This window comes from Xenorhabdus sp. TH1 (assembly GCF_037260955.1).
Taxonomy (GTDB): domain Bacteria; phylum Pseudomonadota; class Gammaproteobacteria; order Enterobacterales; family Enterobacteriaceae; genus Xenorhabdus; species Xenorhabdus griffiniae.
Genome location: NZ_CP147734.1, coordinates 3,617,501 through 3,632,701, shown reverse-complemented (window position 1 = coordinate 3,632,701; position 15,201 = coordinate 3,617,501). Strand labels below are relative to the sequence as shown.

The following is a 15,201-nucleotide window of genomic DNA, read 5'->3' as shown; positions in this document are numbered from 1 at the left end:
TTTAATCATAAAAGCCGAATGGGAAACTGTTCGGCTTTTTGGTGCTAGCAAGGGCGTACTCCCAGTGTATGGCAGATGGCATAACTCAATTCTGCCCGATTCAGGGTATAAAAATGAAAATCTTTCACGCCTTCACGACTGAGAATTTTCACCATGTCCATTGCAATAGATGCACCGACTAAATTGCGACTTTCCGGATCATCATCTAACCCTTCAAACATTCTGGTCATCCAGCTTGGGATCCGAACGTTAGTCATGGCGGCAAATCGTTGCAATTGACGGAAGTTAGAGACTGGTAAGATCCCGGGTACAATTTCTACGTCAATCCCTGTTGCGACGCAACGATCACGAAAACGCAGGTAACTTTCCACATCAAAAAAGAATTGGGTAATGGCGCGATTGGCTCCGGCATCAATTTTACGTTTTAAATTGATCAAATCTGCCTGTGCACTTTTCGCTTCTGGATGCACTTCTGGATAAGCGGCAACAGAGATATCAAAATCCGCTTCTTTTTTTAATAGCTCAACTAAATCAGCACCATACATTTCTGGTTTGCAACCGTTAGTCGGTAAATCACCACGTAATGCCACAATATGGCGAATGCCGTTTTGCCAATAATCATGAGCAATGCTGCTCAGTTCTTCACGGCTGGCATCAATACAAGTCAGGTGTGGGGCTGCATCAAGGCCGGTTTTTTCTTTAATGCCCTTGATAATGCTATGGGTGCGATCACGTTCGCCAGAGTTAGCACCATAGGTGACGGATACAAATTTAGGTTTCAGCTTGCTCAAGCGATCAATGGATTTCCACAGGGTTTGTTCCATCTCAGCCGTTCTAGGTGGAAAGAATTCAAAGGAAACACGAATTTGACCTTCAAGTTCAGCCAGATTCTGGTTCAGCGCTTCTCGCTGATTAGCGTGAAAAAAACTCATACCCTGTGCCCTCATGAACATATTTTTAGATGTTTAAGTGTTTAAATGTCTATCCGTTTAGATGTCCAAATAGAATGGGCGAAGCGGCGTTTTTAGTCAATCGAGAAATGGCTTATTCCCAATGAGGAATATTCAAAGTGATCAGGAAAGAAATTCATATTGAGGTGTAGTTTGTATTTTGACCTAATACATTAACGGCAATTAGATTTAATTCCGTGCCTTGTGCTTTCTACAAAAGGCGGATAGTTGCAGGCAAACTAAATAAAGTCACCATCGTTGCTTGTGTGCGTAAGTTACTGGTTATTCTCAATGTAATGGTAAAAACCAATAAACCGTGGGATGAATCACTCCACACGGTTGAAAGTGGAAGATAGTTGCTCATTAAATCCCACGGCAAGCTGGTTTTTTTATTAATGATAATTGCGTGGACCAGGCCTAAAACCGTAGGTACGTGCTCTCCAAGCAACTAATAAGCCAACCAGCGATAGAATCAGCAGAGTCCAAGGGAATGAGGCGACTCCGTAGATATTTAATAGTACACCGCCGACAATACCGCCACCGGCAATTGCCAAGTTCCAGGCTGTCACACACATAGATTGCGCAACATCAGCTCCATCACCAGCACTATCTGCGAGAGCCGTTTGCAGCAAAGTTGCGGCCCCGCCAAAGGTCAAACCCCAAACAGCAATACTAGCGTAAATCACCAACTGCGAATGACTGCCCAGCCCAAGAACCAGAGAAATTAAGGCAAAAGCGGCTAGACTTGTCAGGACAGCACCACGTAACCAACGATCTATGATCTGGCCAACGATCCAGATTCCGGCAAGTGCTGCAACACCGAACACAAACAGTACCAAATCTATGTACTCTGCAAGCCCAGCAAGCACGACAAAAGGGGCGATATAGGTATATAGAATGTTGTGGGCAAGCATCCATGCCACAATGACCATTAGCACCGGCCGGACACCAGGTGTTATGAATACTCGGTATAACGGCAATCGTCGAGATTTAGTTTGCCCAGGGTAGTCGGGTACTTTAAAAAGCACCCATGCAATAAGCACCAACGTCAGGACAGACATGATCCCGAAAGCGATACGCCAACCAACCAAGTTGCCTAGCCATGTTCCCATTGGTACACCTAATGACAGGGCAAGCGGTGTTCCAACCATCGCTATCGCCATAGCGCGCCCTTGCTGATGTGGCAGCACCATACGTCGAGCATATCCAGCAAGTAAACTCCAAGATAGGCCAGCGGCGACACCAGAAAAGAACCGGGCTACCAGAGTAAGTATGTAACTCGTAGATAGAGCTGTAGTGGTATTGAAAATGAAAAAGCCTACGATTGCCGTAAGTAATAGCGTGCGCCTTCGCCAGCCTCGTGTAGCAACGGTCAATGGAATCGCAGCCAGCACAGAACCTAAGGCATAGAGAGTTACGGTTTGTCCGGCCAGTGCTTCGGAGACGCCTAGATCGACACTGATCTGCGGCAGTAAACCGGCAGGTAGTGTTTCGGTCAAGATGCTGACAAATCCTGTCATCGCCAGAGCTAATAGGCCAATGACAGGTAGATGATCAGGTGCGGAGGACGCTGGACGTCCATCCAATATAGTTGAATTGCTCATAACAAGATTCCTCTCGCAGATAGTGCTAAGTCAGGCGAAAAACGAATGGTTTGCTGTGTAAAGTCATCGGGCTAATGCGGCAAGGCTGAGCCAACCGCTACCAGATAAAGTCCACGTTGTTCAAGGCAATCTAAATAAACTCATTTAAGTTGTTCCTTAATAACACAACCATTTCTATGGTTAAAAATAAATATACCAATTGATACAATTGTAAGTATCAAGATTAAATATTGTCAATCTATTATATATCGATTGGTATATATATGAGGGGAGTAGCTGTGAGCTGAAAAAACTGGGGCATGAGGTTCGTTTACTTTAGTGAAGTGCAGAACGGTGCAAGGTCAGCCACTTTACTGACGAGAACACTCTCTTTGTGGAGCATGGAGTTGAAAAAACTTTGTATCGCGATTGGTGGGCATGGCAAATAAGTTAGCGCGCACGGTTTAGGCACTACTCGCCTATCAGCGGGAATTAGCAAAAAACCCCGATGTACTCACCGAGGTTAAATGCTGACCGGATACTCTCCATCCATTTATGGTACTAATTCTGAACATTTTTTGATAAAAAACACATAAATTAGTAAGTTGACGATTGGGAGAATAGTTGTTTTTAGTTCATGGCTTTGAATGAAGATTCAAACAAAAGTGTTCCACAAGCTGTGAAAGTAGCTTCCTTGTCGGTTCAATAAATGCCATATCTAAAAATTCATCGGGCTGGTGTGCTTGTTCAATTGATCCCGGCCCTAAGACCAGGGTCGGACACAATGCCTGTATAAAAGGTGCTTCCGTACAGTAATTGACGGTATCTGCTTTGGTTCCCAACAGTTTTTCAATCACGCCGACCAGTTTGTGGTCTGTTGGACATTCATAACCCGGAATCGGGGGATGAAGCTCTGTTACACTCAGGCGACCAGGCCAGCGCTGTTTGACCGGTTCCAGAGCGTCATTTAGCAATTCATTCAAATTCTGCAAAGTCAATCCAGGAAGCGGGCGGATATCCATATGCAGCTCGCAGCAGGCACAAATACGATTTGCGGCATCACCGCCGTGAATATGGCCGAAATTCATGGTTGGATAAGGGATGACAAATGCCGGATTGTGATAGCGTTCTTGTAAGGTATGGCGTAGTTTTATGAGCTGGGTAATGGATTCGTGCATCAGATCAATGGCATTGACGCCCCGTGCCGGATCACTGGAATGCCCGGATTTTCCTTCAATGCGGATCGCTTGGGCGATATGCCCTTTATGGGCGCGGATTGGCTGTAATGATGTGGGTTCGCCAATGATGGCAAAATCAGGCTGAAGATGGGTATTGGCAGCAAAGTAACGTGCACCCGCCATGGATGTCTCTTCGTCAGCAGTGGCCAGAATATACAGAGGGTGCGATAGTTTGCTGACATCGATATCCCGTAACGCATCAACGATAAAGGCAAAGAAGCCTTTCATGTCAGCCGTCCCAAGTCCATATAATTTGCCATCGCGTTCGGTCAGCGTGAAGGGATCTTGTGTCCAGCGCCCCTCATCAAAAGGAACGGTATCTGTATGGCCACATAGCAGCAAACCACCTGAACCACTGCCCAATGTTGCCAGCAGATTGAATTTACCTCTGGTTTCAGGGACGCCCTGAATTTCAATGGAAAACCCGATCTCTTTTAGCCATTCCGCCAGCAGATTGATAACAACTTCATTGCTTTGATCGTGTTCAGCATCGGTGGCGCTGATCGAAGGCGCCGCAATGAGCTGATGATATAATTTAATAAAAGACGGTAATTTAATATTCACTGTTGACAGCCCTTACTCATAATAGTATCAATATTCATGCATGTTTATTGCATATAAATGCAATGGGGTCATTGAATTAATATTATTGGGTTAATACTAAAGGTGAATAAATCCCATGTTGAATACGCTGATAGTTGGTGCCAGTGGTTATACCGGAGCTGAGTTAGCAGCATATCTGCAACGTCATCCCCATGTCCATCTTTCCGGCTTGATGGTTTCTTCTCAAAGTTTAGATGCAGGGAAATGTTTTTCTGAACTTCATCCACAATATCAAGGTATTGTGGATTTACCCTTACAGCCGCTAACTGAGGTGATTGAGGCGGCAAAAGGGATTGATGTCGTCTTTCTCGCCACTGCCCATGAAGTCAGCCATGATATTGCCCCGATATTTCTGGCAGCAGGTTGTATCGTATTTGATTTATCTGGTGCCTACCGCGTACAAAATACACAGTTCTATAAAAAATACTACGGATTTGAACATAAAAATACGCAGTGGTTGGAGCAAGCCGTATATGGGTTGGCAGAATGGCAAGCCGAGAAAATCAAGCAAGCACAATTGATTGCCGTTCCCGGCTGTTACCCTACCGTTTCCCAACTTTCCTTGAAACCGTTGCTTGAGCAAAACTTATTAGATACAGAACATTGGCCTGTTATCAACGCTGTCAGTGGTGTCAGTGGCGCTGGCCGAAAAGCGTCGATTGCCAATAGCTTCTGTGAAGTGAGTTTGCAACCGTATGGTGTTTTTAACCATCGTCATCAACCTGAAATCACCACACATTTAGGTACAGAGGTGATTTTCATCCCTCATTTGGGCAATTTCTCACGCGGTATTCTTGCCACAATTACCTGTAAGTTGAAATCTGGTGTGACAGAAGCACAAATTAGGGAAGCTTATCAACAGGCATATCATGATAAGCCGTTGGTACGGTTATATAGCAAAGGCGTTCCCGCGTTGAAAGCTGTTGTTGGTTCGCCATTCTGCGATATTGGTTTTGCTGTTCAGGGGCAACATCTGATCATCGTAGGAGCTGAGGATAATTTGTTGAAAGGCGCCGCGGCACAAGCAGTACAGTGCATGAATATTCGTTTTGGGTATGAAGAAACTCAGGCATTACTTTAACTTCTAAAATAACTGAATGCCGAAAAATTAAAATTCCGACAGAGGATAAATCCGATGGAGCCGTTAGTTATCAAGTTGGGTGGTGTGTTATTAGACAGTGAAGAAGCGCTGGAACGGTTATTTACCACATTACAGTTATATCGAAAAACACATAAACGTCCGCTGGTTATTGTACACGGCGGTGGTTGCTTGGTTGATGAGCTGATGCAACGATTGCAGATGCCTATTTTGAAAAAGCAAGGCTTGCGGGTTACCCCTGAGGATCAAGTTGACATCATTACGGGGACGCTTGCCGGAACTGCCAATAAGAAATTACTGGCGTGGGCAACAAAGTATCGTTTGCCTGCTATCGGATTATGTTTGGGTGATGGAGGGATGGTTAAAGTTTCTCAACTTGATGAAGAGCTTGGCCACACTGGAAAGGCTCAACCAGGATCACCTGATCTCCTGCAAATTTTGCTGGATGTAGGCTATATGCCGATTATCAGCTCGATTGGTATTACTGAGCAGGGTGAATTGATGAATGTGAATGCCGATCAAGCTGCGACAGCTATCGCGCAAGTACTGAATGCAGATTTGGTCTTGTTGTCCGATGTCAGCGGTATTCTGGATGGGAAAGGGAAAAAAATCCCAGAAGCCACGGCAGAGCAGATCAGGCAGCTTATCGATCAAGGCATTATTACTGACGGCATGATAGTGAAAGTGAATGCAGCGCTGGAAGCGGCAAAAACACTCGGACAACCCGTAGATATTGCGAGTTGGCGTCATGCAGATCAATTGATTGCGTTATTTAATGGCATACCTATTGGCACACGAATTTTGGCGTAATTGAACGTGTATTTACCGAACTTATGTTTTTACTAAAATTAAAAAGGTTACCCCTATGACTAAAAGCATTAAGAAAATCGTTTTGGCATATTCAGGTGGTTTAGATACATCCGCCATTATTCCGTGGTTGAAAGAACATTATGGCAATTGTGACGTGATTGCGTTTGTCGCTGATGTCGGCCAAAGTCGTGAAGATCTGGAAGGCGTGGAGCAAAAAGCGTTACGTTCTGGCGCTTCCGAATGCCATGTCGTTGATCTGCGCGAAGAGTTTATCAAAGAGTATGTTTATCCTGTGTTAAAAACTGGCGCCCTGTATGAGGGAAGTTATCTGCTTGGTACTTCAATGGCTCGTCCAATTATTGCCAAGGCGCAGGTTGAGCTGGCTCTGAAAGTAGGAGCGGATGCTGTCGCTCATGGCGCAACAGGTAAAGGTAATGATCAGGTTCGGTTTGAAAGCACTTATACCGCGTTGGCACCACATCTGAAAGTTGTGGCTCCGTGGCGGGAATGGGATCTGCGTTCCCGTGAAGCGCTGCTGGATTATTTAAAAGTTCGCGATATTCCGACAACCGCAACGCTGGAGAAAATCTATAGCCGTGACGAGAATGCATGGCATATTTCAACTGAAGGCGGGGTTCTGGAAAGCACGTGGAACGCTGCCAATAAAGATTGTTGGGCGTGGACAGTAGAGGTAGAAGAGGCACCCAATGAACCGGAGTATGTCACGGTGATGGTTGAAAGAGGTGAAGTGGTTGGTGTGAATGGTCAGGCACTTTCACCTTATCAATGCCTTGATGAGTTAAATAAGTTGGGAGCCAGGCACGGCATTGGCCGGATAGATATCGTGGAAAATCGTTTAGTAGGCATGAAATCCCGCGGTTGTTATGAAACTCCGGGGGGAACCATCATGATGGAAGCATTACGTGGTATCGAACAACTGGTTTTAGATCGTGATAGTTTCAAATGGCGTCAACAACTGGGGCTGGAGATGTCTTATGTGGTTTATGACGGCCGTTGGTTTGCACCATTGCGTCAATCAATTCAAGCGGCAGCAGAAATGTTAGCGGTCAGTGTCAGCGGTGAAGTTGTCCTGAAACTTTATAAAGGGCAGGTAACGGCAGTGCAGAAAAAATCAGCCAATAGCCTCTATTCTGAAGAATTCGCCACTTTTGGCGAGGATGAAGTTTACGATCACAGCCATGCAGAAGGGTTTATTCGCCTCTATTCGCTTTCTTCACGCATTCGTGCACTGAATAGCAAAAAGTAATTTTGGGGCGATCAACTTTTATACGCATTAAACTTCAAGTTGCAATTTACAACACGCTATGAAACCTGATATCTCCCTCGCGAAGCGGGGAGATATCACACGTATCTTGAAGTGAGATTGGTATAGTAATGAATAACGGTTAGAAAAACAGGAACGATATTATGGCACTTTGGGGTGGGCGTTTCAGTCAGGAAGCCGATCAGCGCTTCAAGCAATTTAATGATTCACTGCGTTTTGATTATCGTTTGGCGGAGCAGGATATTATTGGCTCGGTTGCGTGGTCAAAAGCGTTGGTTACGGTAGGCGTGTTCACTGCCGAAGAGCAGCAAAAGCTGGAACTAGCCTTAAATGAGTTACTGGATGAAGTGCGAACCAACCCCAAGGCCATTTTGCAAAGCGATGCGGAAGACATTCACAGTTGGGTTGAAGGGCAACTTATCACGAAAGTGGGCGATTTGGGTAAAAAACTCCATACGGGACGTAGCCGTAATGATCAGGTCGCAACTGACCTGAAATTATGGTGCAAAGATCAGATCGTCCACATCCTGACAGCATTAGTTGAGTTGCAACAAGCATTGGTATTCACTGCTGAAAATAATCAGGATGCAGTCATGCCAGGTTATACCCATTTACAGCGGGCGCAACCTGTCACTTTTGCCCATTGGTGTTTGGCCTATGTGGAAATGCTTAATCGTGATGAAAGCCGACTGCAAGATGCATTAAAGCGGTTGGATGTCAGTCCATTGGGATGCGGGGCATTGGCAGGAACGGCTTATGATATTGATCGTGAGCAACTGGCGTCATGGCTGGGCTTTGCTTCAGCGACACGCAATAGTCTGGATAGTGTGTCTGACCGTGATCATGTTTTGGAGCTACTGTCAGATGCGAGCATTAGTATGATTCATCTTTCGCGTTTGGCTGAAGATTTGATTTTCTTTAATAGCGGAGAGGCCGGCTTTGTTGAATTGTCGGATCGGGTAACTTCCGGCTCTTCCTTGATGCCGCAAAAGAAAAACCCAGATGCGTTGGAACTTATCCGCGGTAAGTGTGGACGGGTGCAAGGCGCATTGACGGGGATGATGATGACGTTAAAAGGGCTTCCTCTCGCCTACAATAAAGATATGCAGGAAGATAAGGAAGGCTTGTTTGATGCACTGGATACCTGGCTGGATTGTTTGCATATGGCGATACTGGTGTTGGATGGCATTCAGGTAAAACGCTCCCGTTGTGAGGAAGCAGCAAAGCAGGGATATGCTAATGCAACTGAGCTGGCGGATTATCTGGTGGCAAAAGGTGTTCCGTTCCGCGAGGCACATCACATTGTTGGTGAAGTTGTTGTTGCGGCAATTGACCGAGGTAAGGCACTGGAAGAACTTTCTCTATTTGAATTGCAAAAATTCAGCAATGTCATTGCCGTGGATGTCTATGACGTTTTATCGTTGCAATCGTGTTTAGACAAGCGACTGGCAAAAGGTGGAGTAGCGCAAGAACAAGTGAAGCAAGCGATTACTCAGGCCAAGAAGCGATTTAGCTAAAAACATCAGTAATCACATGCGGTTGATAGTTTTTTCCCCTCGTGGATATAATGATTTATTGGTCAATACTATCATTGATATCAAATGCTGAGGTTGGGAATGAATATCCGCGATCTGGAATACCTTGTAGCACTTGCTGAATACCGCCATTTTCGCCGAGCCGCTGATGCTTGTCATGTCAGCCAACCGACACTAAGCGGGCAAATCCGCAAACTGGAAGATGAGCTTGGCGTGATGCTGCTGGAACGTACTAGCCGCAAGGTATTATTTACCCAACAGGGAATGTTGCTAGTGGAACAGGCCAAAACCATTTTGAGAGAAGTGAAGGTTTTGCAGGAAATGGCCTCGCTTCAAGGTGAAAGTATGTCTGGGCCGTTGCATATCGGCCTTATTCCAACAATCGGTCCCTACCTCCTGCCACTTATTATTCCTGAACTGCATAAATTGTTTCCCAAATTGGAAATGTACCTGCATGAGGCTCAAACCCTAAATTTGTTGGCTCAACTTGATAGTGGCAAACTTGACTGCGCTATTTTGGCGTTGGTGAAAGAAACCGAAGCATTTATCGAAGTGCCATTATTTGAAGAACCCATGAAACTGGCGGTATATGAAGAGCATAAATGGGCTGGACGGGACAAAATTAAGATGGCGGAGCTATCCGGCGAGAAGTTATTGATGCTGGAAGATGGACACTGTTTGCGTGATCAGGCGATGGGATTTTGTTTTCAGGCTGGCGCCAAAGAAGATACCCATTTTAGGGCGACCAGTCTGGAAACTCTGCGCAATATGGTCGCGGCGGGGAGCGGTATTACGTTATTACCTGATTTATCAGTGCCGAATGAGAGAAGCCGGGATGGGGTTTGCTATCTGGAGTGTTATGAACCGGAACCGAAGCGCTCTGTCATATTGGTTTATCGTCCCGGCTCACCTCTGCGTGGTCGCTATGAGCAATTGGCAGAGGCGATTCGGACTAAAATGGGTAATTATTATGAAATACTTGGAAAAACCTCAAAATAATCGGTTTAGCCCATTCAGTGCTGCAACACGGTAGGCTTCTGCCATTGTTGGATAATTGAAGGTAGTATTAACGAAATATTCGATATTATTGCCTTCACCTTTCTGTTCCATAATGGCCTGACCAATATGAATGATCTCTGCCGCACGTTCGCCAAAACAGTGGATGCCTAAAATCTGTTTTGTCTCACGGTGGAACAGGATCTTGATGCTGCCAACATTCATACCGGCAATTTGTGCCCTTGCCAGATGTTTGAATTGGGCACGTCCTACCTCATAAGGAATTTTCATTGCGGTTAATTGCTGCTCAGTCTTACCAACGGAACTAATTTCAGGAATGGTATAAATGCCCGTTGGGATATCTTCCACCAGATGCAGATCAGCATGGCCTGTGATAATCGCTTTTGCCGCGATGCGTCCCTGATCATAGGCCGCAGAAGCCAAACTTGGATAACCAATAACATCCCCCACGGCATAGATGCTTTCATTGTTGGTTTGGTAGACGCGATTGACTTTCAGTAACCCGCGGTTATCTGTTTCCAGTCCAACATTTTCTAAACCGAGAGTGTCTGTATTGCCTGTTCTGCCATTGGCATACAGCAAACAATCCGCTTTGACTTTCTTACCGGATTTCAGGTGAACGATGACACCATTATCAAGGCCTTCAATTTTTTCATATTCTTCGTTATGACGAATGACTGTGCCACTATTCCAAAAATGGTAGGAGAGCGCATCAGACATTTCTTGATCAAGAAACGACAGAAGATGATCGCGAGTATTGATCAAATCCACCTTAACACCCAATCCGCGGAAAATAGAGGCATATTCACAACCAATCACGCCGGCACCATAAATAATGACATGCCGAGGTTCGTGATCCAGTTGCAGTATGGTATCGCTGTTATAAATACGGGAGTGGGTGAAATCGACATCAGGAGGGCAGTAAGGACGGGAGCCGGTGGCAATGATAATGTTGTCTGCACTTAAGATATCAACACTATCATCGGCATAACGCACACTGACCCGATGTTCATCAATGAAAGAGGCTTCTCCTGCAAACATTCGACAACGGTTACGTTCATAAAACCCTTGGCGCATCTTAGTTTGTTGGTTAATCACGACTTCAGCATGGCGGAGAATTTCTGAAAACGAGGAACGAAGAATGCGGGAGTTATCACTGTAGAGAGGATTTTGATTAAATTCGATAATACGACTAACAGCATGGCGGAGAGCTTTCGACGGGATTGTGCCCCAATGAGTACATCCACCACCGACATTATTATAACGTTCTATAACAGCAACGTTTTTGCCTTGTTTTACTAACCCCATTGCTGCTCCTTCCCCTCCGGGACCAGAGCCAATCACAATGGCATCAAAATGAGTATGTTGCATAGAGGAAAGACCTGTTTTTACACAAAATAACAACGCTATCTTAACATTACTTGATGCAATAACCCAATGAACATAAGGTTTTTATCTCATTGTTTAGAAATAAATCAGGAAAACATCGAATAATATCTTTAAGAGAACAATCACAGCAAACTTAGCAGAATCTGTTATATTTGCCTGATTAAAGTCGAGATAGATCAGGATTGTTGTGAGTAACGTAACCGGCGTTAGAGCAAAACAAAAAGAAAAAACCCGCCGCTCCCTGATTGAGGCGGCATTCAGCCAACTCAGTGCTGAACGCAGCTTTACCAGTTTGAGTCTACGGGAAGTGGCTCGGGAGGCGGGTATTGCACCAACTTCTTTTTATCGACATTTTCGCGATGTGGATGAACTGGGTCTGACGATGGTGGATGAAAGTGGTTTGATGTTGCGTCAGTTAATGCGTCAAGCCCGCCAGCGTATTGCCAAAGGTGGCAGTGTCATCCGTACTTCGGTTTCAACCTTTATGGAGTTTATTGGCAACAATCCTAATGCGTTCCGGCTGTTACTGCGTGAACGCTCCGGTACATCGGCTGAATTTCGTGCGGCTGTAGCACGAGAAATCCAACATTTTATTGCCGAATTGGCAGACTATCTCGAGCAAGCCAGCCATATGCCACGTCATTTTACCGAAATACAAGCCGAGGCGATGGTGACAATCGTGTTCAGTGCAGGTGCAGAAGCGTTGGATATTGATGAAGAAAAAAGGCGTCGTCTCGAAGAACGTTTAGTTTTGCAACTCCGCATGATTTCCAAAGGTGCTTATTATTGGTATCGTCGTGAGCAAGAAAGAAAACTGTCCCTAAAGTGATCCCTAAAACCTCTGAATAATAATGAAAGGAGAATAATACGATGGAACAATACCGCCAAGATAAAAGCACAATGTTGCTGGCGCTTATCGTTGGAATGGCAACACACGGAACTTTCTCAGCATTTTTTAATTCATTTGTCCCTTTTTCTATTTTCCCGCTTATTGCACTGGCACTCTCTTTGTATTGTCTCCATCAACGTTATTTGAATTATCCAATGGCAGAAGGATTACCAAAACTAGCGACGGGATGTTTCTTGTTAGGTATATTCATGTATAGCGCATTTATTCGGATGGAATATCCAGCAATTGGATCTAATTTATTATCTGTCATTATTGGCACAGTTTTGGTGTTTTGGATCTACCTAAAGATGAAAAAGCGCAAGCAGCAAGTAGCGTTCACTTCAGAAAGCCAAAACTAACCGCTTTTATTGAGAATGGTTCAATAAAAAACGCCACGAAATTGACTCTGTGGCGTTTTGTTTTTTTTATGACGACTAAGTTCTTTTTTCTAGCAGAACACCGCACTCCATATGATGGGTATAAGGGAATTGGTCAAAGAGCGCCAGTTGGCTGATTTTGTGGGTCTGTGTTAGCGTTTCCAGATTTTGGCAGAGCGTTTCTGGATTACAGGAAATATAAAGAATACGTGGATATGCTTGAACCATTTTTAATGTTTCTTCATCCAGTCCGCTGCGCGGTGGATCAACAAAAATGGTTTCACATTGATAACTGTTTAAATCAATTCCTTGCAAGCGATTGAATTCACGCTCTCCATTCATCGCCTGAGTAAATTCTTCTGCTGACATGCGGATAATCTGTACATTATCAATTTTGTTCGCTGCAATATTAAATTGGGCAGCCGCCACTGAAGGTTTGGCTATTTCTGTCGCCAATACTCGTTCAAAATTCTGCGCCAGTGCCAGAGAGAAATTACCATTACCGCAATACAGCTCAAGTAAGTCACCTTTCGAGTCTTTGGTGATATCAATTGCCCATTCCAACATATGCACATTGATATTGGCATTCGGCTGGGTGAAACTATTTTCAACTTGACGATAAATCATCGTCTTGCCTGCAACAGGCAGTACTTCATCAATATAGTCATGGTCAAGCATGATCTTAGTTTTTGCTGCGCGTCCAATAAGGTGCACATCAAACCCTGTTGCTATGAGTTGAGTACGCAGAGCAGTTGCATGTTCACGCCATTCATCCCCCAGTTTTTTGTGGTAAAGCAGAGAGACAATGATTTTGTCACTGCGGGTAGAAAGGTAATCCACTTGAAACAGTTTATGGCGTAAGATGGGATTGTCTTTTACGCCAGCAATGATGGCTTGCATCATTTTATTGATTAGCTGATTGGCAACGGGAAATTGATCAATGCGGATACGCTGTTTAGTCTGCTGATCAAACATAATGTGATAGAGATCATCTTCCTCATGCCAGATACGGAATTCTGCGCGCATTCTGTAATGTGATGCCGGGGAACGGAAAACTTCAGGCTCAGGTGCGCTAAAGGGGAGCATCATTCCTTTTAAACGATGGACTTTCTCCATCAATTGATTTTCATAATTTTCCGTTGGCAAAGCATTCTGCATTATCGGGTTCTCGTATGGTCGCGTTAAGAAAAATTTCCGAGCGGCATTGTAGGGCAAGTGCAAAGGATGTCCAGTTTTCTGGTTTATCAGTGCTTTTTTTGATAGAGAGGCATTCTGGACACGCTAAAGTCTTCATCGTAGCATGACTCTTTATAGTTAAAATAGCTAGCCAGATAACACACACATTCTCATTACAAATCTTATGGCAAATAAAAAGCAAGCTCTTCTATATACTGCGTCCGTGGCGATATTTTCTGGTTGGAACCATCTTGCAATTGCAGATAACCAGGATACGTTGGTGGTTACAGCTAATCGCTTTAAGCAGCCGGTTTCTTCAGTGTTGGCGCCAACGACAGTAGTAACTCGTGAAGATATAGATCGTTGGCAATCCAGTAGCTTGGTTGATGTTTTGCGCCGTTTGCCGAGTATTGATATTGCGCAGAATGGTGGTATTGGGCAGCATTCTTCTTTATTTGTTCGTGGTACGAACTCAAACCATACACTGGTGCTGGTGGATGGACTCCGTTTGAATCAGGCAGGTATTACCGGAGCCGCCGATTTTAGCCAAATCCCAATTTCAATGGTGCAAAGAATAGAATATATCCGTGGTGCGCGTTCGGCTGTATACGGTTCTGATGCCATTGGTGGCGTGATTAATATTATTACAAAACGGCAACAACGCGGGACAACACTGAATGCGGGGATCGGCTCGAATGGATATCAGAACTATAATGGTTCAACACAGCAAAAATTTGGTGAGAATACTTTATTAACTACAGCTGCAGGTTATACCTATACCAAAGGGTTTGATGTGATAGTTGATGGTAAAACAGGGGGATATCGTCAGCCAGATCGTGATGGTTTTATGGGTAAAATGTTGTGGTTGGAAATTGATCATAAAATAAATGAGCAAATGAGCGGGTTTGCTCGAGCCTATGGATTTAATAATCGGACCGCTTATGATGCATGGAACTTCGGCGAAGCAGACACGCGCGAACTGTTCAGTCGTTCCTATGATGCGGGGCTTCAATTTAATCAAGGCCTCTATTCTTCCCAATTCATTGTCAGTTACAGTCGTGTTAAAGATTACAATTATGTTCCTAAGCATGGGCGTTATGGCACAAACTCCAGTCTAAGTGATTCAAAACAATACAATGTGCAGTGGGGAAATACGTGGCAGGTTGCTCATGGTGCAATCAGTAGTGGGATTGACTGGAAAAGAGAATGGATCGCCGCAGGCTCTAATAACATCCCTGTACAGAAACATG

Annotated in this window: 13 protein-coding genes and 1 pseudogene (1 of these 14 running past the window's edge); 9 read left to right on the top strand and 5 right to left on the bottom strand. The window is 44.7% G+C overall.

Annotated elements, in window-relative coordinates; genetic code table 11:
- Positions 1 to 44: 44 nt before the first annotated feature.
- Positions 45 to 932, bottom strand: coding sequence for a methylenetetrahydrofolate reductase (gene metF / locus WDV74_RS15960; protein ID WP_189760005.1), 888 nt, complete (start codon positions 930 to 932; stop codon positions 45 to 47).
- Positions 933 to 1,120: 188 nt separating this feature from the next.
- Between metF and WDV74_RS15955 the strand changes: the two are divergent.
- Positions 1,121 to 1,306, top strand: a pseudogene (locus tag WDV74_RS15955) (IS110 family transposase); the annotation flags it as partial.
- A 36-nt stretch (positions 1,307 to 1,342) separates the two neighbouring features.
- Here the strand turns inward: WDV74_RS15955 and WDV74_RS15950 are convergent.
- Both WDV74_RS15950 and argE read right to left on the bottom strand, forming a co-directional pair.
- Positions 1,343 to 2,554, bottom strand: coding sequence for an MFS transporter (locus WDV74_RS15950; protein ID WP_338883752.1), 1,212 nt, complete (start codon positions 2,552 to 2,554; stop codon positions 1,343 to 1,345).
- 614 nt (positions 2,555 to 3,168) lie between these two features.
- A complete protein-coding gene (gene argE / locus WDV74_RS15945; RefSeq protein WP_338883751.1) occupies positions 3,169 to 4,335 on the bottom strand; it encodes an acetylornithine deacetylase in 1,167 nt (388 codons plus the stop codon).
- A gap of 115 nt (positions 4,336 to 4,450) precedes the next feature.
- Here argE and argC point away from each other — a divergent pair, with 115 nt between their 5' ends.
- The 5 genes from argC to oxyR all read left to right on the top strand — a co-directional run bounded on the left by argC (position 4,451) and on the right by oxyR (position 10,102).
- Entirely contained in the window at positions 4,451 to 5,455 is a 1,005-nt protein-coding gene (gene argC / locus WDV74_RS15940) for an N-acetyl-gamma-glutamyl-phosphate reductase (protein WP_338883749.1), read from the top strand.
- Positions 5,456 to 5,509: 54 nt separating this feature from the next.
- Entirely contained in the window at positions 5,510 to 6,283 is a 774-nt protein-coding gene (gene argB, locus WDV74_RS15935) for an acetylglutamate kinase (protein WP_338883747.1), read from the top strand.
- A 55-nt stretch (positions 6,284 to 6,338) separates the two neighbouring features.
- Complete coding sequence (locus tag WDV74_RS15930; protein ID WP_338883745.1) at positions 6,339 to 7,550, top strand: argininosuccinate synthase; 1,212 nt, start codon at positions 6,339 to 6,341, stop codon at positions 7,548 to 7,550.
- Between the two features lie 161 nt (positions 7,551 to 7,711).
- Entirely contained in the window at positions 7,712 to 9,085 is a 1,374-nt protein-coding gene (gene argH, locus WDV74_RS15925; protein ID WP_338883743.1) for an argininosuccinate lyase, read from the top strand.
- Between the two features lie 99 nt (positions 9,086 to 9,184).
- Positions 9,185 to 10,102 (top strand): DNA-binding transcriptional regulator OxyR, encoded by a 918-nt coding sequence (oxyR, locus tag WDV74_RS15920; protein WP_338883741.1) that lies wholly within the window; start codon positions 9,185 to 9,187, stop codon positions 10,100 to 10,102.
- On the opposite strand, the gene sthA is transcribed toward oxyR, so the two are convergent.
- Complete coding sequence (gene sthA / locus WDV74_RS15915; protein ID WP_338883740.1) at positions 10,094 to 11,491, bottom strand: Si-specific NAD(P)(+) transhydrogenase; 1,398 nt, start codon at positions 11,489 to 11,491, stop codon at positions 10,094 to 10,096. The two genes, oxyR and sthA, sit on opposite strands and share 9 nt — an antisense overlap.
- 205 nt (positions 11,492 to 11,696) lie before the next feature.
- Between sthA and fabR the strand changes: the two genes are divergently transcribed.
- On the top strand, positions 11,697 to 12,338 hold the full coding sequence (gene fabR / locus WDV74_RS15910) for an HTH-type transcriptional repressor FabR (RefSeq protein WP_338883739.1): 642 nt from the start codon (positions 11,697 to 11,699) through the stop codon (positions 12,336 to 12,338).
- Positions 12,339 to 12,379: 41 nt separating this feature from the next.
- Positions 12,380 to 12,757: a YijD family membrane protein gene (locus WDV74_RS15905; protein WP_338883738.1), complete on the top strand. Its 378-nt coding sequence runs from the start codon at positions 12,380 to 12,382 to the stop codon at positions 12,755 to 12,757.
- A gap of 75 nt (positions 12,758 to 12,832) precedes the next feature.
- Here the strand turns inward: WDV74_RS15905 and trmA are convergent, their stop codons facing one another.
- Entirely contained in the window at positions 12,833 to 13,933 is a 1,101-nt protein-coding gene (gene trmA, locus WDV74_RS15900; protein WP_338883736.1) for a tRNA (uridine(54)-C5)-methyltransferase TrmA, read from the bottom strand.
- Positions 13,934 to 14,135: 202 nt separating this feature from the next.
- On the opposite strand from trmA, the gene btuB reads away from it, so the two are divergent.
- A protein-coding gene (gene btuB, locus WDV74_RS15895; RefSeq protein WP_338883735.1) for a TonB-dependent vitamin B12 receptor BtuB crosses the window boundary here: on the top strand, positions 14,136 to 15,201 show its 5' portion. It continues 773 nt past the right edge of the window; the window shows 1,066 of its 1,839 coding nt (coding positions 1-1,066); it begins with the start codon at positions 14,136 to 14,138; the stop codon falls past the right edge of the window.